The sequence below is a fragment of the Halomonas sp. I1 genome (assembly GCF_032334135.1).
Taxonomy (GTDB): domain Bacteria; phylum Pseudomonadota; class Gammaproteobacteria; order Pseudomonadales; family Halomonadaceae; genus Halomonas.
In genome coordinates, this window is the sequence record NZ_JAVXUS010000001.1 from 435,485 (window position 1) to 459,735 (window position 24,251).

Here is a 24,251-nt window from a genome sequence, read left to right on the forward strand (position 1 = left end):
CGGTTTCTCCCACTTCTCTATTTAACGTAAAGGACGCATTTCCATGGCGGAAGACAATAACCAGAGCAGCGGCGCCAACGGCCAGGCCGCCGACCAGCAGGACAAGCCGCAGGTACAGTTCGCTCTGCAGCGTATCTACATCAAGGATCTCTCCTTCGAAGCCCCGAATTCTCCGGCCGTGTTCCAGCAGCCGTTCAAGCCCAAGGTTGGCCTGGACCTGGACACGACCCACCAGAAGATCGGCGAGGACCTTTACGAGGTGGTCGTCAAGGTGACCGCGCAGGTAACGCACAGCGAGGAAGGCACGACCTCCTTCCTGGCCGAGGTCGAGCAGGCCGGCATGTTCCGGATCGGTGGGCTCGAGGGCGCGCAGCTGGATCATACCCTGGGGGCGTTCTGCCCCAATGTGCTGTTTCCCTATGCCCGTGAGTGCGTCGACAATCTGGTCAACCGCGGCGGTTTCCCCCCGCTGATGCTGGCGCCGGTGAACTTCGAGGCGATCTACGCTCAGCGCAAGCAGCGCGAGGCCCAGCAACAGCAGGGCGAGCAGGCCACCCAGTAACGTTCGCGAGGATGGCCGTCAGCAAGCGCATGCACAGCCTATGGCGATAAAAGTCCCTCGCATCCACGTCGCTACCGAGCTGGTGGCCGGCGACGATATCGTGCTGCCTGAGGGCCCGGCCCGCCATCTGGCGAGGGTGCTGCGTCTCGGCGAGGGGGCCCAACTGCGGCTGTTCGATGGCCGGGGCGTCGAGGCCGAGGCGGTGCTGGTCGAGGCCAGCCGCAAGCGAGTGGTGGCACGGGTCGAACACGTTGCCGCCGGGCGCGGCGAGTCGCCTCTGGCCGTGCACCTGGGCCAGGCGATCTCCAAGGGCGACCGCATGGACTACGCCATCCAGAAGGCCGTGGAGCTGGGCGTCGCCGAGATCACGCCGCTGTATACCGAGCATGGCGACGTGCGTCTCAAGGGCGATCGCGAGGCCAGGAAGCTGGCCCATTGGCAGGCGGTCGCGGCCAGTGCCTGCGAGCAGTGCGGTCGTGCGACGGTGCCGCCGGTACATCCGCCCCGCAGCCTGGCCGACTGGCTGACCGAGCGGGATGAGCCTCTGCGCCTGGTGCTGCATCCCGGCACGCCCGGTGTGCTCGATCGGCATGAGGCGCCCGCCCGTGCGGCACTGCTGATCGGCCCCGAGGGGGGGCTATCTTCTGCCGAGGTGGATGCCGCCACCGGTGACGATTTCGCCTCCTTGACCCTGGGTCCGCGCATCCTGCGTACCGAGACCGCCCCGGTGGTCGCCCTGACGCTGCTGCAGGATCGCTTCGGGGACCTGTAGCCACTGGGTCGGCCTCGCCCCCATAATGACCTTACATCCTTCCGGAAGACTCGCATGTCCGATTATCGAGAGCGTCGTGCCGGCCACTCACGCCGCGAGCCCATGCGCCGAGCCCGCGAACCCCGGGCGAACGTCGGTGAGGTGGCCTACCTGCCCGTGGTGACGGTCAACGAGACCGGGGCCTTCCTCGACTGGGGACATGCTCACGACCTCCTGCTGCCCTTCGGAGAGCAGCGTTTTCGCCCCACGGTGGGGCGTCGCGTGCTGGTGATGATCCTCGAGGACGCGCGCGGTCGACCTTTTGCCTCCCAGCGCCTCGACCGCTACTTGTCCGATCATGCCGAGGGCCTGGCTGCCGGCGATGCCGTGGCGCTGGTCATCGCCGACCAGACCGACCTGGGCTACAAGGCGGTGGTGGACGGCCGTTTCTGGGGGCTGCTGTATCGCGATGACGTGACGCGGCCACTGCGCCGTGGCCAGCGCCTGGAGGGCCATGTGAAGCGGGTCCGTGAAGACGGCCGCCTGGATCTGTCGCTGTTGCCGACCGGCTCGGCGCGGCTCGATGTGGTGGGCGAGGCGGTGCTCAAGGCGCTGCGCGAGAGCGGCGGGTACCTGCCGCTTGGCGACAAGAGCTCGGCCGACGAGATCAAGGCGCGACTAGGCGTCAGCAAGAATGCCTTCAAGCAGGCTAGCGGCCGGCTCTACAAGCAGGGGATCGTCACCCTGGAGCCGACGGGTATCCGCCTGGTGCCGGGGCGGGAGTGACCCCGAAACCCCTGATAGCGGGAAGCACGGCGTTTCCGGCGATAGGTCTATGAGGGGGCGCTGTGAACCCTTCCATGGGCGCTACCGATGCCATCCATGGCATCGGACCCCCTCTACGACCTATCGCCGGCGCCTCTTGTGTGCTTCTGTCGGATTGAGGAGGCCCTGCCTTGGTGCCCTTGCCGGCCATACGGCATACTGGCCGCATTGACCCTTCACTCCGGAATCCGATTCGATGAACGATCGTCCCCTCAAGGTCGGCGTGGTGATGGATCCCATCGCCGACCTCAGCTACAAGAAGGACACCAGCCTGGCGATGCTGTGGGCCGCCCGGGATCGCGGCTGGTCGTTGCACTACATGGAACAGGAGGATCTGTTCCTGCGCGATGGCCGGGCCCATGCCCGCTGGCGCGACCTCGAGGTGTATCGCGACCCCGACCACTGGTATGCGTTGGGCGAGTCCCGGGTCGCGCCGCTCGCCGAGCTGGATGTGGTGCTGATGCGCAAGGACCCACCGGTGGACGGGCGCTTTCTCGATGCCGTTCACCTGCTCGGCTTCGCCGAGCGTGAAGGCGTGCTGGTGGTCAACCCGACCCGCGCCCTGCTGGAATGCAACGAAAAACTGTTCGCCCAGCAGTTCCCGCAGTGCTGTGCGCCGACCCTGGTGTCCAGTCGCGACACCGAGATCCGTGCCTTCCATGCCGAGCATGGCGACGTCATCCTCAAGCCCCTGGACGGCATGGGTGGCAGCGGGATCTTCCACGTCGGCCCAGAGGGACGCAATCTCGGCGCGGTGATCGAGACGCTGACCGAGCGGGGGCACCGTCAGGCCATGGCCCAGCGTTATCTCCCGGAGATCAAGGACGGTGACACCCGCATCCTCCTGGTGGAGGGCGAACCGGTGCCCTATGGCCTGGCCAGGGTACCCATGGCCGGCGAGACACGGGGTAACCTGGCGGCCGGCGGCCGGGGCGTCAGCCGCGAGCTCACCGACCGGGACCTCTGGCTGGTCGAGCAGGTGCAGCCGATGATTCGCGACAAGGCGCTGATGTTCGTCGGCCTCGACGTCATCGGCGACTACATCACCGAAATCAATGTGACCAGCCCGACCTGCGTGCGCGAGATCGACGATCAGCGCGGCACCGATATTGCCGGCTCGCTGATGGACGCCATCTCTCGGCGTCTCGCCGGGTAGAGGTGGTACAATCCTCGGGAAATACCGAACTCGACCAGGCCGTGCTGGACACCGTTCGCGATGTCATGCCTTGTCGTCCCCTCGATGCGGGCATGGGCAAGGAGAGGACCTGTTCATCACGCGCGTCTGTCGATTCGGCGAAGGCAAACATTACGGCGTTCACAAGGTCCGCCGGGGAGTCCCATGCAAAGCTTGAAAAACCACTTCCTGATGGCGATGCCGCACCTGGAAGATCCCAATTTCGCCGGCACCCTGAGCTATCTGTGCGATTACGACGAAAAGGGCACCATGGGGGTGATCGTCAATCGGCCGCTGGAGCTGACCCTCGATGCGCTGTTCGAGCAGCTCGAGCTCGAGGGCGGCGACAGTCCGCATCGTAACGTGCCCGTCTACTATGGCGGGCCGACCCACAAGGATCGCGGCTTCATCCTGCACGAAGGGGGCAGTGAAGACTGGGATTCGAGTCTGCAGGTGGCCGATGACATCGCCCTGACCACGTCCATGGACATTCTGGAGGCCCTGGCTGCCGGCCGTGGCCCCGAACGCTTTCTGGTATGTCTCGGCTGTGCCGGCTGGGAGTCCGGTCAGCTCGAGTCCGAGCTCAAGGACAATGCCTGGCTCACTGTCGAGGGGCGGGCCGATATTCTCTTCGAGGTGGAGCCCGAGCAGCGTCTCGGCGCCAGCGCCGGCATTCTCGGCGTCGACTTGAACTTGATGACCCGCGAGGCGGGGCACTCCTGACATGACGGAAGCGACCTGTGCTCGCCCGGCGCGTTCGTCAGCCGGGCATCACCCCGGGGAGCGGTGTCGATGAGTGGCAATGGCCAGCGCCTGATCCTGGGCTTTGACTTCGGCACCCGGCGCATCGGCGTGGCGGTGGGCAACGAGCTCACCGCCAGTGCCCGGGCGTTGGATCCGTTGCCGGCCCGTGACGGCATCCCCGACTGGGCGCGGGTGGCGCGGCTGGTCGACGAGTGGCGCCCGGACCTGTTCGTGGTCGGTCTGCCGCTCAACATGGATGGCACCGAGAGCGACATGAGCACCCGCGCGCGCAAGTTCGGCAAGCGGCTGTTCGGCCGCTACGGCATCCCCTGCGAGATGGCCGACGAGCGTGGCTCGACCCGCGAGGCCAAGGCCATCGCCCGTGACGCCGGACATCGCGGCAACTACCGCGACGACGGCGTCGACGGCCTGGCCGCGGTGCTGATTCTCGAAGGCTGGCTGGCCGACCGGGAAGGCTTACCCCGCTGAGAGGGTGCTTACAAATTACTGCGCTCGACCATATTTAAACACCCTCTGATGACGTGTTGTCAGGCCTCCTGGGCCCTTTCTTCCTCGCCGTGATACTTCTCCACGAAATCCCCCACCTCGACGCAGGTGAATCTCTCGATGAAGAAGGCGAGGGTCGAGGGGCGCTGAAAGCGTTCCTCGAAACGCTCCGTCTCGTCGCCCTGACCTCGAATCACGCTGGCCCGGTAATGTTCACCCTCGCGGATGACATTGACGGTGGCAGGGCGCGGGGCGTCGCGCTTTTCCACCACCAGCTCGTCTTGTCGCTCCAGTAGTTCGCGCAATGTTCGACCGCCTTCGATCTCGTCCGGCGAGGCCCAGAGGTCCTGATCGCGATTGCCGTAACGGAACAGCAGTAGGGTCGGTATCGCGGTGAAGATGATGTTGGCCAGCAGCCAGGTGAGCTCGGCGCTCGAGGGGGAGGTCGTGAACATCAGCCAGATGTTCGTCGCGATGGCGACGGCGAGAAGCCCGGCGAAGGGGCGCCAGGTCCGCCAGCTCATGACCTGGCGGCCGAGGAAGTAGCCCCAGAGCCCGGCGACGGTCACGGTGCCGATGGCCAGTTGAACCAGCGAGAGTGGCGTGCCGCCACCCATCACGACGGCAAGGACGCCGACCGCCAGCAGCGCGGTATAGAAGATCGCCAGCAGGGTATAGGCACGTTGCAGATTCATCGGCTCACCTCTCCTCGTCACAGGTTGTCGCGTTGCATCTTTGCGGGGCCCCGCGCCCCTGATGGCCATCGACGGCCTCCCTGCCAGCTTAGGCGAAACTCGCCGATGGGTCCTCCCCACGTCGACGGTCAACGTTCAGCGTCATCCACGCCGACGGTCTTCGGCACGAACCAGGGCACGTCGCGCAGGTCCTTCTCGACCAGGTCTTCCACCTGCAGGAGGGTCGCGAAGATCGCCATGCGCACCGGGATGCCGTTGTCGGTCTGGCGGAAGATCGCCAGGCGCGGGTCGCCGTTGAGGTTCACGTCCAGGTCGTTGGCATCGGGTCGACTGTCGCGGGGCAGCGGGTGCATGACGATGGCGTGGTCATTGACGCGCTGGTCCATGAAGGCCTTGTCCACGGTGTAGTCACGGGACAGGCTGAAGCCCTCGCTCATCTCGGCGGTGAAGCGCTCCTTCTGGATGCGCGTGGTGTAGACCATGTCCACGTCCGAGTAGTCGGCAGCCAGGCTTTCGCGAGTCTCGACCCGGTGGCCGCGAGAGGCGACCAGTTCGATCAGGTGCTGCGGCATCTCGAGGCCCGGCGGCGAGACCAGAGTGATCCGCATCGGTTCGTAGAGCGACAGCAGCTTGATCAGCGAGTGCACGGTGCGGCCGAACTTCAGGTCGCCGGTGAGCAGGACATGGGCGCCGGCCAGGCGCTTGCCGCGCCGGGCGAACTCCTTGTCGATGGTGTAGATGTCGAGCAGTGCCTGGCTGGGGTGCTCGCCGGGGCCGTCGCCGCCGTTGATCACCGGCACGTTGGTCGCGCTGGCGAATTCGGCCACCGAGCCCTGTTCCGGGTGACGCATCACGATGGCGTCGCAGTAGCCGCTCATCACCCGGCTGGTGTCGTAGAGCGATTCGCCCTTGGCCATGGAGGAGAAGGTGAAGCCGGTGGTATCACAGACGCTGCCGCCCAGCCGGCAGAAGGCCGCATGAAAACTGACCCGGGTACGGGTACTGGCCTCGAAGAAGAGGTTGCCGAGCACTGCGCCCTCCAGGACCCGGGTGACCTTGCGGCGTTGGGCGACCGGCTCCATGCGTGCCGCCACGCGCATCAGGTGATCGACATCGTCGCGGGACAGGGAATCGATGGAGAGAAGATGGGAACTCATGCGTGGGCCTCGGCTGGCGGTTGAGATGGCGAGCCTAGTGTAACGTCACGGCAGGGGCGCTTCACTGTCTTGGTATTCCCGCATCACCTCGGCGAGCTCGCCGACGCGACGAATGGCGGCCTCGCGCGAGGCAGTGGGACGCTCGGCGTAATTGAGGCGCAGACAGTGGCGATACTTGCCCGAGGCGGAGAACATGGGCCCCGGTGCCACGTGCAGGCGTTCGGCGGCGAGTCGTTCATTGAGTCGGGGCGTATCGATGGTCTCGGGCAGTTCCACCCACAGCAGGAAGCCGCCCCGGGGCTGGCTGATGCGGGTGCCGGCGGGGAAGTATTCGCCGACCCAGTCGATCATGAGGTCTCGCTGGCGCTGGTAACGGCGGGTGATCTCGCGCAGGTGGCGCTGGTAATGGCCTTTTTCGATGAAGGCGGCGACGGCACGCTGGGGCTGAGTCGCCGAGGCGCCGGTGGAGACGTACTTCTCGTGCAGGGCGCGGTCACGGTAGCGTCCCGGCGCGATCCAGCCGACCCTCAGGCCCGGCATCAGGCTCTTCGACACCCCGCTGCACAGCAATACCCGCCCCTCATCGTCGAAGGCCTTGATGGCCCTGGGCCGGGGCGTGTCGAAGGCCAGGTCGCCATAGATATCGTCCTCGATGAGCGCCACGTCGTAGCGCCGGGCCAACTTGAGCAGCTCGCGTTTGCGCGACTCGGGCATGGTATAGCCGAGCGGGTTGTTGCAGGTCGGCGTGACCTGGATGGCACGGATCGGCCACTGGTCCAGCGCCAGCTCCAGCGCCTCGAGGCTGATGCCGCGACGCGGGTCGGTGGGAATCTCCATCACCTTGAGGCCATGGGCCTCGAGAATCTGCATGGCGCCGTAGAAGCTGGGGGAATCCACGGCGACCACGTCGCCGGGGGCGGCGAGCATGCGCAGGGCGATGGCCAGGGCCTCCTGGCAGCCGGTGGTGATGACCACGTCATCGGGATGCAGCAGGCAGCCGGATGTCGTGGCCAGGCGAGCCACCTGCTGGCGTAGCGGTGGGTGGCCGGCCAGGCCATCGTAGCCGAGGTCGCGAGGGTCCGGATCACGGTGCAGGCCGGAAAGCAGGCGACCCAGCGGCTTGAGAGTCGTGGCATCCAGGGCCGGTGTGCCGGCGCCCAGGCGTCGCGGCTGGTCGTCGCCCGGGCCCGACCCGACCATGGCCAGCACCTGGTCCCACTGCGCGACCTCGATCGGCCGCTGGGCGGGACGGGAGGTCGTCGGCAAGTCCCGGGGCCGAGGGCGCGGCAATACATAATGGCCGGAGCGAGGGCGTGCGGCAGCGAGGCCCGCCTCCTCCAGGCGTGCATAGGCACTCTGCGCGGTGGTGACACTGATGCCCTGCTCACGGCATAGCGCGCGAATCGAGGGGAGCCGGTCGCCGACCGGATAGATACCCTGGGCGATGCGCCGGGCGAGCAGGTCGGCGATGTCGTCGTAGCGTGTCGGGACTGTCATCGCTATATTCATCCGAAGCGGTACAGATGAGCGCAAGGCGCTCGGTACAGTCAGGCTGACAGTCAAACTGTACCCTATATAAACGATGATATTGAATCTGTATCGGTCGCGATGTCGCGCCTAACCTGTCGGAACCTTCCCGAAGGGCTGCGACAGGAGGCTCATGATGTGTGATCGTTGGGTTCACTGGAGACTGGCCTGGCGTCGCCAGCGGCAGCGCCATCACACTCGCCGCCGGCTGCGTGACCTTGACGCGCGGCTGCTCGACGATGTCGGAATCAGCGTGGCCCGGGCCAAGCGCGAAGCCCGCAAGCCGTTCTGGCGACGTTGAGCGGCGGCAGCGTCAGGCCATGGCCTCTATGCTGAAAACCCTTATGCTGGAAAGTCCAGGCCGAGGTCGTGGCCTCGAGGGAAATACGCCAATTCGATACAGGAGGTTCCATGCCCAGCCCACTCTCCCGTTACTATTTGCTGGACGTGTTCACCGATACGCCGCTGGCAGGCAACCCGCTGGCCGTTTTTCTCGATGCCGAAGGCATGGAGGCGTCGCACATGCAGGCGATCGCCAACGAGCTCAACCTGGCGGAAACGGTCTTCGTGGGGGCACGAAAGGCAGAGAACGACTTTCCGATACGCATCTTTACGCCGAGCCGCGAGCTGCCGTTCGCCGGCCACCCGACCATCGGCACGGCGCACCTGCTCGCCGCCCAAGGGCTGGTGGACGCAACGCGCCCTCTGACGCTGCGGGCTCCGGTGGGGGCTTTGGAGGTTCGCTTCGAGGGGGAGGAAGCGCGTTTCACTACCGCTGTGCCCGCCGAGGTCGGCACGAGTTCACTGGGACGCACTGCCGCGGCCACATTGCTCGGCCTCGAGTCGTCGGCGATCGCTGGCGACCCGGTCCAGGCCTCCTGCGGGCTGCCATTCCACCTCATCCCCCTGGATAGCGAAGCCTCGCTGGCGAAGGTAATGCCGGACGTCGGCCAATGGGCGTTGCATGTCTCGCCCAGCGGGGTCGAGCAGATCTACCTGTATGTGGAGAACGGTGAGTCGCTGTCGACGCGCACCTTCATTCGCGCCTTTGCCGGCTTGAAGGAGGACCCTGCCACCGGCAGCGCGGCATCGGCGCTGGCCGGCTACCTGGGGACTCGAGATCGGCTCGATGACCGCCAGTGGCGCATTCGCCAGGGAGTGGACATGGGGCGCCCCAGCGAGATCATCGCCCGGGCCCGGCGCGACGGCGACCAGGTACGGGTCGAGGTCGCCGGTCAGGCCTGCCTCGTCGGTGAAGGCGCCTTTTATCCCCGGGATTGAGTCGGCGTTACCCTCATTTCGCCGGTGAGAGACGGGCATCGGCCTGCCGCGAGGCGGGCCGGGCCAGGCACCAGAAGCTGGCCATCGAGAGGATGCCGGCCAGGCCGATCGTCAGGGCCATGGCGTGGGAGGTGCCGTCATGGAACTGGCCGACCAGGGTGCCGATCAGTGCCGCCACGGTCATCTGCAGAAAGCCGAACAGCGAAGAGGCCGAGCCGGCGCATTGCGGGTTGGGCGCGAGGGCTCCCGCCATGCTCTGGGGCATCAGGATGCCGAAACCGACGAGGAACAGGATGTGCGGACCGATGATCGCCCAGGCGGCGTAGATGCCGGCGAACGCCAGTCCGGCCATGGTGGTGCCGGCCAGGGCGCACAGCAGGGTGGCGTATTGCAGCAGCCGATCGCGCCCCAGTCGATGGCTGTAGCGGCCGCTGAGCAATGAGCCGACGAAGAACCCTGCGACGATCAGCATGAAACCGATGCCGTACTCGAAGGGCGTCAATCCCATGAAGTCGATCAGCACGAAGGACGAGCCGGAGAGAAAGGCGAACAGGCCGGCGAAGCCGGTGGCATTGGTCAGGGTATAGCCGAGGAAGGTGCGCTGGGTCAGCAGCATACGGAAATTGGCCAGAATCACACTGGGCTGTATCGACTGGCGTCGCTCGGCGGGCAGCGGCTCGGGCATCGCGAATGCCAGCAACAGCAGCATCGCCCCGGCGTACAGTGCCAGCAACGTGAAGATGGCCTGCCAGCCGAAGAACAACAGCAGGCCGGCGCCGATGACCGGCGCCAGTGCCGGTGCCAGCGCCATGGTGCTGGCCATGTAGGAGAGCACGCGGCTGGCCTCGACAGGGCCGAAGATGTCGCGTACCGCGGCGCGGGCCAGCACCGGTCCGGCGGCGCCGCCAAAGGCCTGCAGGAAACGGCCGACGAGCAGAGTTTCGATATTGCTGGCCAGCATGCACAACAGGCTGGCCAGCAGGAAGAGGCCGAATCCGGCGATCATCACCGGACGACGCCCAAAACGGTCGGAGATCGGTCCACAGAACAGCTGGGCCAGGGCGAAGCCGGCCATGTAGAGGCTCAGAGTCAACTGGATCTCGTCGGGCCCGGTCGACAACGACTCGGCCATGCTGGGCATGGCGGGTAGATACATGTCGGTGGCCAGGGGCCCAAGGGCGGTCAAGGTGGCCAATAGCACTACGGTGGCGGGGGAGGTCAGCCTCAGCACGTCCTGCTCCATGAGTGAGTGATCGCCAGGGACGCGACAGGCGGGCCGGCGTGTGCCGTGCCCGCCTGTCGTCGGGTAACGCCCTGGGGCGCCGAATGGATCGAGCCATCCTGGACTCGTCACCGCCTCCGCCTGGAGGTGATGCTGGTGACGATCTTTCTTAGACCGCTCATTATAACCCAGTTTTTATTTTGCTGCTCATCGGCCAGGCGTGCGACGCCATCAGGCCAGGTCGTCAAATGTCCTCGGAAGATCACCTGTACCCGGGTGGAGAGCGTCTTGCCGTCGGCTTCGCCCTCGAACGCGTCGGTGCGGTTATGGGTGTCTCTGCGAGAGGCGTGCCTAGTGAAAGGCGTCACTTGTGTGCGAAAACGCACAAGGTGCCGTATCAGATGACGGGAGGTGGCTCGGGAGGGAAAGAGCGTGCTGGCTGGGCCCTTTTGGAAGGCCCAGCCGTCATGTCCGGCGAGAGAGGCGGTCAGGTGGTATCCGGCTGCTCGCCGGGGGCGGCGAGCCGGAAGGCATCCAGCGCGCGGGCGTTTCCGGTGATGCGCCGGATCCGCGGGTAGGCCGAGAGGTCGCACTCGAAGCGTTCGGCGTTGTAAACCTGAGGCACCAGGCAGACGTCGGCCAGGGTCGGTGCGTCGCCGTGACAGAAGTCGCCGCTGCCGGCCTCCCGGCTGAGCATGGCCTCGAGGGCGGCGAAGCCCTGGTGGATCCAGTGGCGGTACCAGGTCAGCTTGGCGTCGTCATCGACCCCGAGCTCATTCACCAGATACTTGAGCACTCGCAGGTTGTCCAGCGGATGGATCTCGCAGGCCACCACCTGGCACAGCGCTCGGACCCGGGCGCGGTCGGCGGGATGCTCGGGCAGCAGCGCTGGCTCGGGGTGGCGTTCTTCCAGATACTCGCAGATCGCCAGCGACTGGGTGAGTCGCAGCCCATCGTCGGTCTCCAGCACCGGTACCAGGCCCTGGGGGTTATGGGCGAGAAAGGCGTCGTCTCGCTGCTCGCCCTTGACCAGGTTGATCGGGGCCTGGTCATAGGCCAGGTGCTTCAGGTTCAGCGCGATGCGTACCCGGTAGGCGGCCGACGAACGGAAATAGCCGTAGAGTGTCGTCATTTGCCTGCCTCCTCGAGATTCAGTGTGGCTGATATTTCACGACCTGTTGGTCGATGGCGCCGAAGATACTCTGACCATCGCGGTCGAACATCTCGATGCGCACCCGGTCGCCGAAGCGCATGAAGGGGGTGCTGCTGTCGCCGTGAAGGATCTTCTCGACCATGCGCACCTCGGCCAGACAACTGTAGCCCACGCCGCCGTCCGCGACCGGCTTGCCGGGCCCGCCATTGGCGTCCGGGTTGGAGACGGTACCCGAGCCGATGACGGCACCGGCGCCCAGGTGACGGGTACGGGCGGCGTGGGCCACCAGCTCGGGAAAGCCGAAGATCATGTCGGGGCCGGCCTCGGGCTCGCCGAACGTGTCGCCGTTGAGGTGAACGGTGAGCGGCAGGTGGACGCGGCCATCCTTCCAGGCGTCGCCCAGCTCGTCTGGTGTCACGCAGATCGGTGAGAAGCTGGAGGCCGGCTTGGCCTGGAAGAAGCCGAAGCCCTTGGCCAGCTCGCCGGGAATCAGGCCGCGCAGGCTGACGTCGTTGACCAGCATCACGAGCTTGATGTGGTCGGCGGCGGCCTTGGTGTCGACGCCCATGGGCACGTCGTCGGTGATCACGGCGATTTCGCCCTCGAAATCGATGCCGTGCTCCTCGCTGACGGCCTCGATGTCTTCGGTGGGGGCCAGGAGGGCATCGCCGCCGCCCTGGTACATCAGGGGGTCGGTCCAGAAGGTTTCCGGCATTTCGGCGCCCCGCGCCTGGCGCACCAGTTGAACGTGGTTGAGGTAGGCCGAGCCATCGGCCCAGTGGTAGGTGCGCGGCAAGGGGGAATGCAGGGCGGTCTGGTCGAGATCGAAGGCGCCCTCGGCCTGGCCGTCGTTGAGCTGGGCGTAGCGTTGTTCGAGGCGGGGGGCCAGCGCATCCCAGTTCTCGATGGCGGCCTGCAGGGTCGGCGCGATGTCGGTGGCGCGCACGGCGCGGGTCAGGTCGCGGGAGACCACGATCAGTTCGCCGTCGCGGCCCTGGTTGAGAGAAGCGAGTTTCATGGGTGTCGTTCCTGTGCTGTCAGAGGGAGTGCGGATGTCGATTGCTGGAAAGTGATGAGCTTGTCCGTCGACAAGACTCCGCGAGGGCGCTGTAAACCCTTCCCTGGGCGCTACTTTTGCCATCCCTGGCAAAAGACCCTCGCTGCGTCTTGTCCCCGGCGCTCATCACCGTCGTCAGCTCAGCGGGTCGTCGGGTCGAAGTGGCGTTGCAGCGTCGACCAGACGTCCACGTAGTCGCGTTGGCGGAAGTCGGCGGCCAGTGCGGCCTCGGTGGGGTGGAAGACGTAGCGGCTCTCGAACATGAAGGCCAGGGTATTGCCGAGATACTGAGGCGTCAGTTCTGCCGTCGAGGCCTTCTCGAAGGTGTCGGCATCCGGGCCGTGCGGCGACATGCAGTTGTGCAGGCTGGCGCCGCCGGGCCGGAAGCCTTCGGCCTTGGCGTCGTAGGTGCCATGGACCAGCCCCATGAACTCGCTCATCAGGTTGCGGTGGAACCAGGGCGGGCGGAAGGTGTGCTCGGCGACCATCCAGCGTGGTGGGAAGACGACGAAATCGATATTGGCCATCCCCGGGGTGTCCGATGGCGAGGTCAGCACCGTGAAGATCGAGGGGTCGGGGTGGTCGAAACTCACCGTGTTGATGGTATTGAAGCACGCCAGGTCGTACTTGCAGGGCGCGTAGTTACCGTGCCAGGCCACCACGTCCAGGGGGGAGTGATCCAGGCGGGTGGTCCAGAAGCGACCGGAGAACTTGGCCACCAGCTCGATGTCGCCCTCGATATCCTCATAGGCGGCCACCGGGCTTTCGAAGTCTCGTGGGTTGGCCAGGCCGTTGGCGCCGATGGGGCCCAGATCGGGCAGCTCCAGGGGCATGCCGTAATTCTCGCAGATATAGCCGCGTGCGGCGTCGCTGTCGTTGGCGAGGCGAACCTGGAACTTGATGCCACGGGGAATCACGGCGATCTCGCCGCCGGTGACGTCGAGTTCGCCCATCTCGGTGCGCAGCCGTAGGCCGCCATGCTGCGGGACGATCAGGAGTTCACCGTCGGCATCGTAGAAGAAGCGCTCGGTCATGTCGTGGTTGAAGGCGTAGACGTGCACACCGCAGCCAGTCTGGGCGTCGGCGTTGCCGTTGACGGCCACGCTCAGCAGCCCATCGATGAAGTCGGTGGGGGCCTCCGGCAGCGGGGCGGGGTCCCAGCGCATCTGATTGGGATCGGCGGCCGGGTTGGCCAGTGGTGAGGTCGCCACCTTCTCCATTTCCAGGGGTTCGTAGGCACTCTGTACCACCGAGGGGCGAATGCGATACAGCCAACTGCGCAGGTTGTGATGACGCGGGGCGGTGAACGCCGAGCCGGAGAGCTGCTCGGCATAGAGGCCGTAAGGGCAGCGCTGAGGTGAGTTCTGGCCATCGGGCAGTGCGCCTGCCAGGGCTTCGGTGGCGAAGTGATTGCGAAAGCCACGCTGATAGTCGAGCGATGTTGTCATTCTGGGCGACCTCTCGGCATATGGTTTCATATGAAACTATATGGAGAATGCTAGTCGCATATGGTTTCATGTGCAACTATTCAGTACGCGCTATCCGACTATCTGCCTGAACGACGCGCCCGGGTGACTCATGACTGCCGAAACGCCGCCGACGGACTTCGATCTCGACCATTTCCTGCCCTATCGACTGGATCGGCTGGCGGATCGCGTCAGCGAGGCTCTGGCGCAGCTTTATGAAGCCCATTACGACCTGAATGTGGCGCAATGGCGGGTGTTGGCCTGGTTGCATCATCGGCATGAGCTGACGGCCAAGCAGATCTGTGCGTCGACGCGCATGGACAAGGCCCGGGTGTCGCGGGCCGTTCAGGTGCTCGAAGGACGCGAGCTGATCGTACGCCGTCCGTCGCCACGGGATCAGCGCCTGCACGAGCTACGCCTGACCGAAGCCGGCCAGGCACTGATGATCGAACTGGTTCCGCGGGTCAGGACATGGGAGGCGGAGCTGGTGGCGCCGCTGACGACGGACGAATACCGTCGGCTGCTCGACATGATGGGTCGGCTCGAGCACCGGCTCCAGGAAGGCGAGTAGCCGGCGGCTCAGGCCGGTACGTCGTTCGGGGCGGGAACGCGGCCGCCGAGCCGGGCGGTGATGTCGCTGGCCGCATCGCGAACCAGCTCGCCGAGTTCCAGCAGCCGGGGCTCGGGAATGCGGGCGACCGGGCCGGAAACGGAGATGGCGGCCAGCGGGGTGCCGTGCTCGTCGTGGATGCAGGCGGCCACGCAGTGCAGGCCGACGGCATGCTCCTCGCGATCGCAGGCATAGCCCCGCTCACGGATCTCGGCCATGCTCTCGCGCAGGGCGACCGGGTCGTGCAGGGTGTTGTTGGTGACCCGTGCCAGCCCGCGTTCGTCGAGAATACGCTCGAATTCGTCGTCCGGCAGCCAGGCCATCAACGCCTTGCCGACGCCGGAGGCGTGCAGGGGCGCACGGGACCCGAGACGCGTGATCATGCGCATCATCTGCGGTGACTCGCTCTGGGCGAGGAAGACCGCCGTGCTGCCCTCGCGTACGCCGAGGTTGGCGGTTTCGCCGGTCTGGGTGGTCAGGCGGCGGAGGAAGGGGCGGCTGGTGCCGACGAAGTCCCTTGCCTCGAGGAAGCTGTTGCCGATGCGGAAGGTCTTGACGTCGATCTTCCACACTCCGAGCTCGTTGTCCTGAGTGACATAGCCCTGGCTCTGGAGAGCCTGCAACAGCCGGTGGGTCGTCGAGGGGGCGAGCTCCGATTGCTCGGCGATCTCGGACAGGGCCAGGCCGCCGGGGCTGCCCGCCAGGCGTTCGAGCAGATTGAGCCCGCGCACCAGCGACTGGCTGTGCCCGCCGCTGCTCTTGCCGGTTGCCGGCCGTCCCGCTGTTCTGCGCCTGCCTTCGCTCACCTCTTGTCTCCCGAGTCACTGCTGTTGTTGAGGGAAACACTACTTAAATGCCTGCGCATGCAAATCGCTTCGTTGCGCGGTGCTCGAAAGCTCGCCTAACCCCTCGTTATGTCTCGCTTTCTGTGCTCCACGCGTCTTGCGCTTCACTATGCTCGGCTATTTATTCAGCGTTTCCTGAGTCGTCAGCATACCGTGTCGTTGTCGTTCTGTCTCGCTTTCGGAAATGGTTTCCAGACTCATCTTTGGTGGTAGAGGTGCCCGCCAGGCCTTTCGGTTGACGTATCATCGAGCGTTCGCGTCGTTATCGGGGGAGAGTGGCGATGCCAGAACACGATCAAGAACATCGAGAGGACGAGCTGACCGGGTTGCTGGCACGGGCCGCCGTGCTGGTGATCGACGACGAGCCGGGCATGCGCAACTTCCTGGTGAAGACGCTGCGCCTGTATTGCCGTGAGGTCGTCGAGGCCGAGGATGTCGACCAGGCCGAGGCCCGGATGCACCAGACGAGCTTCGATGTGGTGCTGCTCGACAACGTCATGCCCGGACGCAACGGTATCGAGTGGCTTGCCGAGCGGCACCGTCAGGGTGCCATCGCCGACACCATCGTGGTCACGGCCTATGCCGACCTGGATACCGCCATCGAGGCGATGCGTGCCGGTGCCCGTGACTTCATCCTCAAGCCGGTGCGTTCCAATCAGGTGTTGAATGCCGTGCGTCGCTGCATCGAGCTGGGCCAGCTCAAGCGGGAGAACACCTTGCTGCGCCACGAGTTGCAGAGCACGGATATCTGGCGGCGGCGTCGCAGCGAGCTCATCGGCGATTCCGAGGAAATCGAGGAGGTGCGCCGAACCCTGGGACGAGTGGTCAACATGCCGACGCCGATCCTGGTCTGCGGCGAGTCCGGCACCGGCAAGGAGGTGGCCGCGCGACACCTGCATGCCGCCTCGGAACGTGCGTCGTATCCCTTCGTGGCGGTGAACTGCGCGGCGATCCCCGCCGATATGCTGGAGATCGAGCTGTTCGGCCATACGCGCAACGCCTTCGCCGGGGCCGAAGGATATCGCGAAGGGTTGCTGGTGTCCGCCCAGGGGGGAACGGTCTTTCTCGATGAGATCGGGGAGTTGTCGGCTGCCGCGCAGCTGGCGCTGACCCGGGTGCTCGAGGACCGCACCGTGCGACCGGTGGGCGGCGAACAAGAGGTGCCGCTGGACCTGCGCTTCGTGTGTGCGACCTCCAAGGACCTGGCTCGTGAAGTGGCCGCGGGGCATTTCCGGGAAGATCTCTACTTCCGCGTCAATGTCATCGAGGTCAAGATGCCGCCGTTGCGGCGCCGTGGCGCGGATACCCTGGCGCTGGCCGAGCTGTTCATGTCCGAGATTGCCCGCCAGCTCGGTCTGGAACGGCTGGCGATCGATGCCACTACCCGGGCGGCTATCCTGCGCCACCGCTGGCCGGGCAACATTCGGGAACTGCTGAACTTCGTCGAGCGCTCCCTGATCTTCGGCCGCTTCCCGCTCGAGACGCTGGCGCCGCCACCCGAGACGGAGATCGAGACACTGGAGATCGTCGAGCGGCGCCAGATCCTCGATGCCCTGGAGGCGACTCACGGCAACCGTGCAGAGGCCGCCCGGCGGCTCGGTGTCTCGCGCAAGACCGTGGATCGCAAGTGCGCCGCCTGGGGCATCTGACATGAGGTGGGTGTTGCCGTCCTGGACACGGTCGGTGCGCGTGCGCCTGCTGGTCATCGCCCTGCTGCCGATGCTGGTACTGCTGCCGCTGCTGCTGGGCATGGCGGTGCTGCGCTGGTCCGGGAAGGTGGACGACCTGCTGACGGTGAAGGTCAATGGCGATCTGACCATTGCCCATCAGTACATGGCGCGGTTGCGCAAGAACTCGGGGGACCGCATCGAGTCGCTGGGGGCTTCCGTCGCCTTTGCCGAGCGCATGGCGCAACCGGACACGGCGTCGGATTTTCTCGAGCGCCGCCGCCGTGCGCTCGGGCTCGACTTTCTGTACGTGGTCACGCGTCGCGGGCGCATCATTTCATCCGATACGCCTTCCCTGTCGGATTATGCGGCCCGTGACTGGCCGGTGGTGCGTGCGGCGCTCGATGGCACCACGCGCAGTGCGGTCGATGTCTTCGACCATGAGCAGTTGACGGGGCTGTCGCCATCCCTGGCCGAGCGGGCGAGGGTGCCGATCGTGCCGACCCGGGCGGCGGTGCCGACCTCCCGCCGCGTGGTAGAGAACGGCATGATGCTGCACGCGGCGGCGCCGGTCAGGCTGCCGGATGGCCAGCGTGCGGCCCTGGTCGGCGGGCAATTGCTGAACCGCAATCTCGACTTCATCGATACCATCAATGACCTGGTCTATCGTGATCGGAGCCTGCCCGAGGGGAGTCAGGGCACGGCCACCCTGTTCCTTGATGATGTCCGGGTGTCGACCAATGTGCGCCTGTTCGAGGGCGAACGCGCTCTGGGTACCCGAGTGTCGGCGGAGGTCCGGTCGCAGGTGCTGGAACGGGGCGAGGTCTGGCTCGATCGTGCCTTCGTGGTCAACGACTGGTACATCTCCGCCTACGAGCCCATCGTCGACAGCTACGGCGAACGGGTCGGCATGCTCTATGTCGGTTTCCTCGAGGCACCGTTTCGCGAGGCGCGGATCACCAGCATCATTCTCATTGCCGTGATCTTCCTGGCGATCACCGCCATCTCGGTACCGATCTTCCTGCGTTGGGCAAGGCGCATCTTTCGGCCGCTGGAGCGCATGAACGAGACGATCGGGCGCGTCGAGGCGGGAGATCTCGGGGCACGTATCGGGTCGGGCGGCGGTCGTGGCGAGATCAGTCGGGTGGCCCATCACCTCGATGACCTGCTCGACCAGGTTCAGGAGCGGGATCGTCGCCTGCGTGGCTGGGCGAGCGAACTGAATGCCAAGGTCGAGGAACGTACCCGTGATCTCCAGGAGGCCAATCGACGCCTGGAACGCACCACCGAGCAGTTGGTGATGTCGGAGAAGCTCGCCGCGGTGGGCGAAATCACCGCCGGCGTCGCCCACGAGATCAACAACCCCGTGGCGGTCATCCAGGGCAACCTGGATGTCGCCCGCCAGACGCTCGGCTCGCGGGCCGATGAGGTCACCACCGAGTTCGACCTGATCGACGACCAGGTGCACCGCATTTCGGCGATCATCGCCAAGCTGTTGCAGTTCGCTCGTCCCGGTGAATTCTCGGGGTCGGCCAATCGCCTGATTCCCGCCGAAGTGATCGACGACTGCCTGGTACTGACTCGCCACCTGTCGAAGAAGGCCGACATTACCGTCGAACGGGATGACCGCAGCGCGGCGGCCATCCTGGTGGAGCGGACCGAGCTGCAGCAGGTCATCATCAACCTGGTGGTGAACGCCATTCATGCCATGCCCGAGGGCGGGACCCTGTCCCTGGAGACCGAGGATCGCGTCGTCGAGGGGGTGCCGGGGGTCGCGATCATCGTCACGGATAGCGGGCGCGGGATGCCGCCCGAGGTGCTCAGGCGGATCTTCGACCCCTTCTTCACCACCAAGCGCTCCCAGGGCACGGGGCTCGGGCTCTCGATCAGTCAGACGCTCATGGCCCGCGCCGGGGGCTGGATTGATGCGGTGAGCGAGCAGGGTGCCGGAAGTCGATTTACCGTCTGGGTGCCGTCTTGCCGGTGAGAAGGTCAGAATGTCCCGTTTCACCGTGATCGCCTGGTTGCCCCGAGGACAATTCGGCCACGCCGATGCCGCCTCCAGAGCAGTGATTGTGACAAGATGTCCTTTTATCTATTTGATAATAAAGGATTTTTGTTTGACGTCGGTGGGGCGGAGTCCCATTCTTCCGTGGGTGTAGCAGCTTGTCGCATCACGACCTGAGAGGGTGTTTACAAATCCCTCTGAGAGCGCTCCGACCGGGGCGCGCGGTCAACACGGGAGACATTACAACAATGAGCAACGCCAACTCTCGCGGCATGTTCTCCTTCCTGCTGAAGGAGCACATTGTCGCCAAACCCGGGTTCAATCGCTGGCTGGTGCCGCTGGCCTCCATCGCGATCCATCTGTGCATCGGGTCGGTGTACGCCTGGTCCGTCTTCAACCCCGCCCTGACCCGGCAGATCGGGGTAGTGGCACCGGCCGCCGGGGACTGGAGCCTGTCATCCGTGGTCTGGATCTTTTCCGTGGCCATCTTCACCCTCGGCCTCGCCGCGGCCTTCGGTGGCAAGTGGCTCGAGGAGGTCGGGCCGCGCATGGTCGGTGTGGTCTCCGCCTTTTGCTGGGGGGGCGGCTTCCTGGTCGGTTCTGTGGGCATCGTCAGTCATCAACTGTGGCTGATCTATCTCGGCTATGGGGTCATCGGCGGCTGCGGGCTGGGGCTGGCCTATGTCTCACCCGTCTCGACCTTGATTCGCTGGTTTCCCGACCGCCGGGGCATGGCGACCGGTATGGCGATCATGGGCTTCGGCGGTGGCGCGATGATTGGTGCACCGCTGATCGGCTACCTGCTCAATGCCTTCGCCGAGGCGCCGGCCTATCTCGGCAGCGCGGATACGGTAGAGCTGATGACCGAGGCGGGGCGGCGTTTCGCCGAGACGGCCAATGGCCAGGTCGAGGTGGTCGTCGCTTCGGCGGCCCAGGCCGCCGAACTGCCTGGCGGTGGCGAAGCCGGCGTCTATGCGGTGGGCACGGGGAATACCGGGGCCGCCGCGACCTTCGTCACCCTCGGGGTCGTCTATTTCGTCATCATGATGATCGCGTCCTTCAGCTATCGGGTGCCGCCGGCCGACTGGAAGCCGGAGGGCTGGACCCCGCCCGAGGAGCGGGAGAGCAAGTCGATGATTACCCGCCATCACGTGCACATCAATCAAGCGTTGAAGACACGGCAGTTCTGGCAGATGTGGGTCATGCTGTGTTTCAACGTGACCGCGGGGATCGGGGTCATCGGCGTGGCCAAGACCATGATGACCGAGATCTTCGGCTCCACGATGCCGGGCATCGTCACCGCGGCTTTTGCCTCGACCTATGTGCTGATGATCTCGGTCTTCAACATGGTGGGTCGCTTCTTCTGGGCCTCGACATCGGACTATATCGGCCGCAAGAACACCTACCACTGCTTCTTCGTGCTGGGCACGCTGCTCTACATGTCGATTCCCTTCCTGGCATCGGCCGTCAGCAGCAATCCGACTGTCATCTATCTGGCGGGCTTCTATGCGGCGACCATGGTGATCTTCACCATGTACGGGGGCGGTTTCGCGACCATTCCGGCCTATCTGGCCGATGTCTTCGGCACCTTGCATGTCGGGGGGATTCACGGCCGCATACTCACGGCCTGGTCGACCGCCGGCATCCTGGGGCCCTTCGCCATCACCTTCTTGCGCGACATGTCGCGTCACAACGCCATTACCGAGCTGGTCGCCAAGGTCGATCCGGCGGCGTTCCGCGAGGCCTTCGGCGCACCGGTGGCCCAACTGGATGCGCTGGTGGAGGCGAACACGGTCACCATCGCACGTTTGATGGAGATCGTGCCGCCCGACACGGTGGATCCGACGTCCAGCCTCTACAACACGACCATGTATGCCATGGCGGCGTTGCTGGTGGTCGCCTTTTTCGCCAACCTGTTCATCCGGCCGGTGGGTGAGCGGCATCATGTCGAAAATACCCACCCCGAGGCGGCGCCGGCGAAATAGCGGGGCGCGCGACACGGCCTGACGAAAAACGGGGCCTCGCACTGGCGAGGCCCCGTTTCGTCATGGTGTAGCAGAAGCGCGTTCAGACGTCGTTGCGGAAGGCACGGTCCTGACGCGGCAGCACCAGGTTGAGCACGATGGCGCACAGCGCGCCGGGGATCAGGCCGGACTCGATGATCGCCTTGACGTTCTCGCTGTAGTCGGCATAGATGCCTTCCTGAGCCGGCAGGCCGATGGCTGCCGACAGCGAGATCCCGATGATCACCATATTGCGCTTGTTGAAGTCGATATGGGACAGCATCTTGATGCCGGCACTGGCGATCATGCCGAACATGATCAGCACCGTGCCGCCCAGCACGGCATTCGGGATGCCCGAGACCAGGCCGCCCAGCTTGGGCAGCAGGCCGGCCAGCATCAGGAAGCCACCGCCGATGGCCACCACATAGCGACTGACCACCCCGGTCAGGGCGACGATACCGACGTTCTGGCTGAAGCTGATCTGCGGATAGGCGTTGAAGATGGCGGCAAAGACGCTGGACAGGCCATCGGCCATCACCCCACCGGACAGCTCCTTCTTGGTCGGCTCGCGGTCCATGCCACCCGAGGTGGTGCCGACGATGTCACCAATGGATTCGGCGCAGGTGACCACCGCCAGCAGGACTACCGGCACGATGGCGGCCAGGTGGAACTCGATGCCGATGGCGAAGGGCACCGGGAGCGAGAACCAGTCCGCCTGGGCGACCGAACCGAAGTCCACGTAGCCCAGGGCGGCGGCGACGATGAAACCGATGACCAGCCCGATCAGGGGTGCGGTTTCGGACCAGATGCCTCGACCGAATTGGTGCAGGCCCAGGATGATCACCAGCACCAGGGCGGCGAGCAGCAGGTTGTGGGCGGCCCCGAAGTCCTCGGCGCCGAAGCCGCCGGCGGCGTAGGCGAAGCCGACCGGCATCAGCAGGGTGCCGATCATGATCACGAAGGTACCGGTCACCACCGGCGGGAACAGGAAACGTACCCAGGGCAGGAACAGGCCCACCAGCGCCATGGCGACCCCGCCACACAGTGCCGCGCCGAGCGCTGCGGGTACCCCCATGCCCACGGCAATGGGGATCAGGACTGGCACGAAGCCGAAGCTGGTGCCCATCACGATGGGCAGACGGGCGCCGATGGGGCCGAGCCCCAGCGACTGTACCAGGGTCGCTACCCCGGCCACGAACATCGCTGCCTGGATCATCAGGGTCGTCTGGGCCTCCGATAGGTCGGCGGCGCCGGCGATGATGATGGGCACGGTGACGTTGCTGACGAACATCGCCAGTACGTGCTGGATGCCCAGCGGGATGGCCCGTGTCAGGGGCGGCATGGCGTTGACGTCGTGGGTGCTGCGCACCTTCGTCTGATTGGCCTCGGTGGCGACATCGGGTGTCGACATTGGGTATCTCCTGTTGTCGTTGTTGGGAACCCGTTGATGAGCCGCCGCGCGACGGCGCTGTCTCAGAGCGCTCGTCTGAGGGTGGCGGCGGCGGCGTCGTGCTGGGCCAGCAGGGCGTCGAGGTCGACGTCCACCGGCCGGCCCTCAGTCACCCGCCACTGCCCGGCGACCATCACGCGGTCCGCGCGATGGGCACCGCACAGCAGCAGGGCGGCGATGGGGTTATCGGCACCGGAAAAGCGGGCCTCGTCCAGGGTGAACATTGCCAGGTCGGCCTGTTGGCCGGGGGCGAGACCACCGATGTCGGTGCGCCCCAGGCAGGCGGCGGAGCCGCGGGTCGCCCAGCGGATCACATCGTCGTGGGTCACCTGGCTCGGCGAGTAGCGCAGTCGTCCGAGCAGCAATGCCTGGCGCATCTCTTCGGCGAGATTGGAATGATCGTTGGACGCAGAGCCGTCCACGGCGAGTCCCACCGGACAGCCGGCGGCTTCCAGGTCCAGGGTGCGGCACATGCCGGAGCCCAGCACCATGTTCGACGAGGGGCAATGGGCGATACCGGTGCCGGCCTGGCCGAGACGTGCCACCTCATCGTCGTTGAAGTGGATGCCATGGGCCAGCCAGGTGCGGTCGCCAAGCCAGCCGGTCGCCTCGAGGTAGTCCAGCGGACGCATGCCGAACAGGCGCTGGCAGTAGGCCGTTTCGTCCTCGGTCTCCGCCAGGTGGGTATGCAGTCGCACGTCGCGCGTCTCGGCCAGACGGGCGCTTTCCTGCATCAGTTCGCGACTGACCGAAAAGGGAGAGCAGGGGGCCAGCGCCAGGGTGATCATGGCGCCATCGCCACGCTCATGATAGGCGTCGATCAGGCGCGCGCTCTCGTCGAGGATCGTCGCTTCGTCCTGCACCACTGACTGTGGCGGAAGGCCGCCATCGTCGCGGCCCACGCTCATCGAGCCGCGTGTCAGGGCGGCGCGCACGCCGAGGCGACGGGCGGTTTCTACCTGCACGTCGATGGCCCGGGTCAGGGCGCCGGAGAAGACGTAATGGTGGTCGGCCACCGTGGTGCAGCCGGACATCAGCAGCTCGACCATGGCCAGCTCGCTGGCCAGGGCCATCTGTGACTCGTCGAGGTTGGCCCAGACATCGTAGAGAGTGGTCAACCAGGGAAAGAGCTCCTTGTTCAGGGCCGGCGAATAGGCCCGGGTCAAGGTCTGGTAGAAATGATGATGGGTGTTGACCAGGCCCGGCAACAGGACATGACGCGAGGCATCGAAGGTGGCATCGACCCGGCTGTTGGGGCGTCCTCCCGCCGGTACCGCTTCGATGATCCGCGAGCCCTGGACGACCACGCCGCCGGCGGCGCTAGCCTCGCTGCAGGCGAGTGGGTGCTGTATCCAGAGTGTCTGTTCATTCGAGTTCATCAGTGGAGTCCTCCTCGGGTCCCGCGTGCACGCGGCCCCTGCCAGTGGCAAAGGGTTACCCAAGTCTCGCAACCGACCTGAGGCTTGGTTCAGGTGCCTTTGTATTTGTGTGTACCCGTGGTTAAACAATTGCGGGTAGTTATTGTGTACAAAATGAGAGCCGAATGC

General features: G+C 65.6%; 22 protein-coding genes. 12 read left to right on the forward strand and 10 right to left on the reverse strand.

Going from position 1 to position 24,251, the window contains the following annotated elements; translation table 11 throughout:
* Positions 1–43: 43 nt before the first annotated feature.
* From secB to ruvX, 6 genes are all read left to right on the forward strand, one after another.
* Positions 44–562, forward strand: a complete 519-nt coding sequence (gene secB / locus RSO41_RS01975; RefSeq protein WP_315617275.1) for a protein-export chaperone SecB — start codon at positions 44–46, stop codon at positions 560–562.
* A 40-nt stretch (positions 563–602) separates the two neighbouring features.
* Complete coding sequence (locus tag RSO41_RS01980) at positions 603–1,334, forward strand: 16S rRNA (uracil(1498)-N(3))-methyltransferase (protein WP_315617277.1); 732 nt, start codon at positions 603–605, stop codon at positions 1,332–1,334.
* Positions 1,335–1,436: 102 nt separating this feature from the next.
* Complete coding sequence (locus RSO41_RS01985) at positions 1,437–2,099, forward strand: RNA-binding protein (RefSeq protein WP_315617587.1); 663 nt, start codon at positions 1,437–1,439, stop codon at positions 2,097–2,099.
* A gap of 235 nt (positions 2,100–2,334) precedes the next feature.
* Positions 2,335–3,294, forward strand: a complete 960-nt coding sequence (gene gshB / locus RSO41_RS01990) for a glutathione synthase (protein ID WP_315617279.1) — start codon at positions 2,335–2,337, stop codon at positions 3,292–3,294.
* 183 nt (positions 3,295–3,477) lie between these two features.
* Positions 3,478–4,035 (forward strand): YqgE/AlgH family protein, encoded by a 558-nt coding sequence (locus RSO41_RS01995; protein ID WP_315617281.1) that lies wholly within the window; start codon positions 3,478–3,480, stop codon positions 4,033–4,035.
* Positions 4,036–4,104: 69 nt separating this feature from the next.
* Complete coding sequence (gene ruvX / locus RSO41_RS02000; RefSeq protein ID WP_315617283.1) at positions 4,105–4,545, forward strand: Holliday junction resolvase RuvX; 441 nt, start codon at positions 4,105–4,107, stop codon at positions 4,543–4,545.
* Between the two features lie 59 nt (positions 4,546–4,604).
* On the opposite strand, the gene RSO41_RS02005 is transcribed toward ruvX, so the two are convergent.
* From RSO41_RS02005 to RSO41_RS02015, 3 genes are all read right to left on the reverse strand, one after another.
* Entirely contained in the window at positions 4,605–5,258 is a 654-nt protein-coding gene (locus RSO41_RS02005; RefSeq protein ID WP_315617285.1) for a hypothetical protein, read from the reverse strand.
* A gap of 128 nt (positions 5,259–5,386) precedes the next feature.
* Positions 5,387–6,415, reverse strand: a complete 1,029-nt coding sequence (gene pyrB, locus RSO41_RS02010) for an aspartate carbamoyltransferase (RefSeq protein WP_315617287.1) — start codon at positions 6,413–6,415, stop codon at positions 5,387–5,389.
* A gap of 45 nt (positions 6,416–6,460) precedes the next feature.
* The gene (locus tag RSO41_RS02015; RefSeq protein WP_315617289.1) at positions 6,461–7,912 is read right to left on the reverse strand and encodes a PLP-dependent aminotransferase family protein; all 1,452 of its coding nucleotides are present in this window, start codon (positions 7,910–7,912) and stop codon (positions 6,461–6,463) included.
* A 166-nt stretch (positions 7,913–8,078) separates the two neighbouring features.
* Here RSO41_RS02015 and RSO41_RS02020 point away from each other — a divergent pair, with 166 nt between their 5' ends.
* Both RSO41_RS02020 and RSO41_RS02025 read left to right on the forward strand, forming a co-directional pair.
* Entirely contained in the window at positions 8,079–8,243 is a 165-nt protein-coding gene (locus RSO41_RS02020; RefSeq protein WP_315617291.1) for a DUF1127 domain-containing protein, read from the forward strand.
* 110 nt (positions 8,244–8,353) lie between these two features.
* Positions 8,354–9,223 carry a PhzF family phenazine biosynthesis protein gene (locus RSO41_RS02025; RefSeq protein ID WP_315617293.1) on the forward strand — a complete coding sequence of 290 codons (870 nt, stop codon included), beginning with the start codon at positions 8,354–8,356 and terminating at the stop codon, positions 9,221–9,223.
* A gap of 13 nt (positions 9,224–9,236) precedes the next feature.
* Here the strand turns inward: RSO41_RS02025 and RSO41_RS02030 are convergent, their stop codons facing one another.
* From RSO41_RS02030 to hmgA, 4 genes are all read right to left on the reverse strand, one after another.
* Complete coding sequence (locus RSO41_RS02030) at positions 9,237–10,454, reverse strand: multidrug effflux MFS transporter (RefSeq protein ID WP_315617295.1); 1,218 nt, start codon at positions 10,452–10,454, stop codon at positions 9,237–9,239.
* Positions 10,455–10,932: 478 nt separating this feature from the next.
* Positions 10,933–11,577 carry a maleylacetoacetate isomerase gene (gene maiA, locus RSO41_RS02035; protein WP_315617297.1) on the reverse strand — a complete coding sequence of 215 codons (645 nt, stop codon included), beginning with the start codon at positions 11,575–11,577 and terminating at the stop codon, positions 10,933–10,935.
* A gap of 19 nt (positions 11,578–11,596) precedes the next feature.
* The gene (locus tag RSO41_RS02040) at positions 11,597–12,616 is read right to left on the reverse strand and encodes a fumarylacetoacetate hydrolase family protein (RefSeq protein ID WP_315617299.1); all 1,020 of its coding nucleotides are present in this window, start codon (positions 12,614–12,616) and stop codon (positions 11,597–11,599) included.
* Positions 12,617–12,795: 179 nt separating this feature from the next.
* Positions 12,796–14,103: a homogentisate 1,2-dioxygenase gene (gene hmgA / locus RSO41_RS02045; RefSeq protein WP_315617301.1), complete on the reverse strand. Its 1,308-nt coding sequence runs from the start codon at positions 14,101–14,103 to the stop codon at positions 12,796–12,798.
* 130 nt (positions 14,104–14,233) lie between these two features.
* Between hmgA and RSO41_RS02050 the strand changes: the two genes are divergently transcribed.
* A complete protein-coding gene (locus tag RSO41_RS02050) occupies positions 14,234–14,692 on the forward strand; it encodes a MarR family winged helix-turn-helix transcriptional regulator (protein ID WP_315617303.1) in 459 nt (152 codons plus the stop codon).
* 8 nt (positions 14,693–14,700) lie between these two features.
* Here the strand turns inward: RSO41_RS02050 and bhcR are convergent, their stop codons facing one another.
* A complete protein-coding gene (bhcR, locus tag RSO41_RS02055) occupies positions 14,701–15,537 on the reverse strand; it encodes an HTH-type transcriptional regulator BhcR (RefSeq protein ID WP_315617305.1) in 837 nt (278 codons plus the stop codon).
* A gap of 320 nt (positions 15,538–15,857) precedes the next feature.
* Between bhcR and RSO41_RS02060 the strand changes: the two genes are divergently transcribed.
* The 3 genes from RSO41_RS02060 to RSO41_RS02070 all read left to right on the forward strand — a co-directional run bounded on the left by RSO41_RS02060 (position 15,858) and on the right by RSO41_RS02070 (position 21,236).
* Positions 15,858–17,225, forward strand: coding sequence for a sigma-54 dependent transcriptional regulator (locus RSO41_RS02060; RefSeq protein ID WP_315617307.1), 1,368 nt, complete (start codon positions 15,858–15,860; stop codon positions 17,223–17,225).
* A gap of 10 nt (positions 17,226–17,235) precedes the next feature.
* Positions 17,236–19,230, forward strand: coding sequence for a cache domain-containing protein (locus RSO41_RS02065; RefSeq protein ID WP_315617588.1), 1,995 nt, complete (start codon positions 17,236–17,238; stop codon positions 19,228–19,230).
* A gap of 269 nt (positions 19,231–19,499) precedes the next feature.
* Entirely contained in the window at positions 19,500–21,236 is a 1,737-nt protein-coding gene (locus RSO41_RS02070) for an OFA family MFS transporter (RefSeq protein WP_315617309.1), read from the forward strand.
* 82 nt (positions 21,237–21,318) lie between these two features.
* Here the strand turns inward: RSO41_RS02070 and RSO41_RS02075 are convergent, their stop codons facing one another.
* A complete protein-coding gene (locus RSO41_RS02075) occupies positions 21,319–22,665 on the reverse strand; it encodes a nucleobase:cation symporter-2 family protein (RefSeq protein ID WP_315617311.1) in 1,347 nt (448 codons plus the stop codon).
* A gap of 62 nt (positions 22,666–22,727) precedes the next feature.
* Complete coding sequence (locus RSO41_RS02080; protein ID WP_315617313.1) at positions 22,728–24,083, reverse strand: 8-oxoguanine deaminase; 1,356 nt, start codon at positions 24,081–24,083, stop codon at positions 22,728–22,730.
* Positions 24,084–24,251: the final 168 nt, after the last annotated feature.

Coding starts and splice junctions, on each gene's coding strand:
- secB (WP_315617275.1), top strand. CDS start 44: ATGGCGGAAGACAATAACCAGAGCAGCGGCGCCAACGGCCAGGCCGCC.
- RSO41_RS01980 (WP_315617277.1), top strand. CDS start 603: ATGGCGATAAAAGTCCCTCGCATCCACGTCGCTACCGAGCTGGTGGCC.
- RSO41_RS01985 (WP_315617587.1), top strand. CDS start 1,437: ATGCGCCGAGCCCGCGAACCCCGGGCGAACGTCGGTGAGGTGGCCTAC.
- gshB (WP_315617279.1), top strand. CDS start 2,335: ATGAACGATCGTCCCCTCAAGGTCGGCGTGGTGATGGATCCCATCGCC.
- RSO41_RS01995 (WP_315617281.1), top strand. CDS start 3,478: ATGCAAAGCTTGAAAAACCACTTCCTGATGGCGATGCCGCACCTGGAA.
- ruvX (WP_315617283.1), top strand. CDS start 4,105: ATGAGTGGCAATGGCCAGCGCCTGATCCTGGGCTTTGACTTCGGCACC.
- RSO41_RS02005 (WP_315617285.1), bottom strand. CDS start 5,258: ATGAATCTGCAACGTGCCTATACCCTGCTGGCGATCTTCTATACCGCG.
- pyrB (WP_315617287.1), bottom strand. CDS start 6,415: ATGAGTTCCCATCTTCTCTCCATCGATTCCCTGTCCCGCGACGATGTC.
- RSO41_RS02015 (WP_315617289.1), bottom strand. CDS start 7,912: ATGACAGTCCCGACACGCTACGACGACATCGCCGACCTGCTCGCCCGG.
- RSO41_RS02020 (WP_315617291.1), top strand. CDS start 8,079: ATGTGTGATCGTTGGGTTCACTGGAGACTGGCCTGGCGTCGCCAGCGG.
- RSO41_RS02025 (WP_315617293.1), top strand. CDS start 8,354: ATGCCCAGCCCACTCTCCCGTTACTATTTGCTGGACGTGTTCACCGAT.
- maiA (WP_315617297.1), bottom strand. CDS start 11,577: ATGACGACACTCTACGGCTATTTCCGTTCGTCGGCCGCCTACCGGGTA.
- RSO41_RS02040 (WP_315617299.1), bottom strand. CDS start 12,616: ATGAAACTCGCTTCTCTCAACCAGGGCCGCGACGGCGAACTGATCGTG.
- hmgA (WP_315617301.1), bottom strand. CDS start 14,103: ATGACAACATCGCTCGACTATCAGCGTGGCTTTCGCAATCACTTCGCC.
- RSO41_RS02050 (WP_315617303.1), top strand. CDS start 14,234: ATGACTGCCGAAACGCCGCCGACGGACTTCGATCTCGACCATTTCCTG.
- RSO41_RS02060 (WP_315617307.1), top strand. CDS start 15,858: ATGCCAGAACACGATCAAGAACATCGAGAGGACGAGCTGACCGGGTTG.
- RSO41_RS02070 (WP_315617309.1), top strand. CDS start 19,500: ATGAGCAACGCCAACTCTCGCGGCATGTTCTCCTTCCTGCTGAAGGAG.
- RSO41_RS02075 (WP_315617311.1), bottom strand. CDS start 22,665: ATGTCGACACCCGATGTCGCCACCGAGGCCAATCAGACGAAGGTGCGC.
- RSO41_RS02080 (WP_315617313.1), bottom strand. CDS start 24,083: ATGAACTCGAATGAACAGACACTCTGGATACAGCACCCACTCGCCTGC.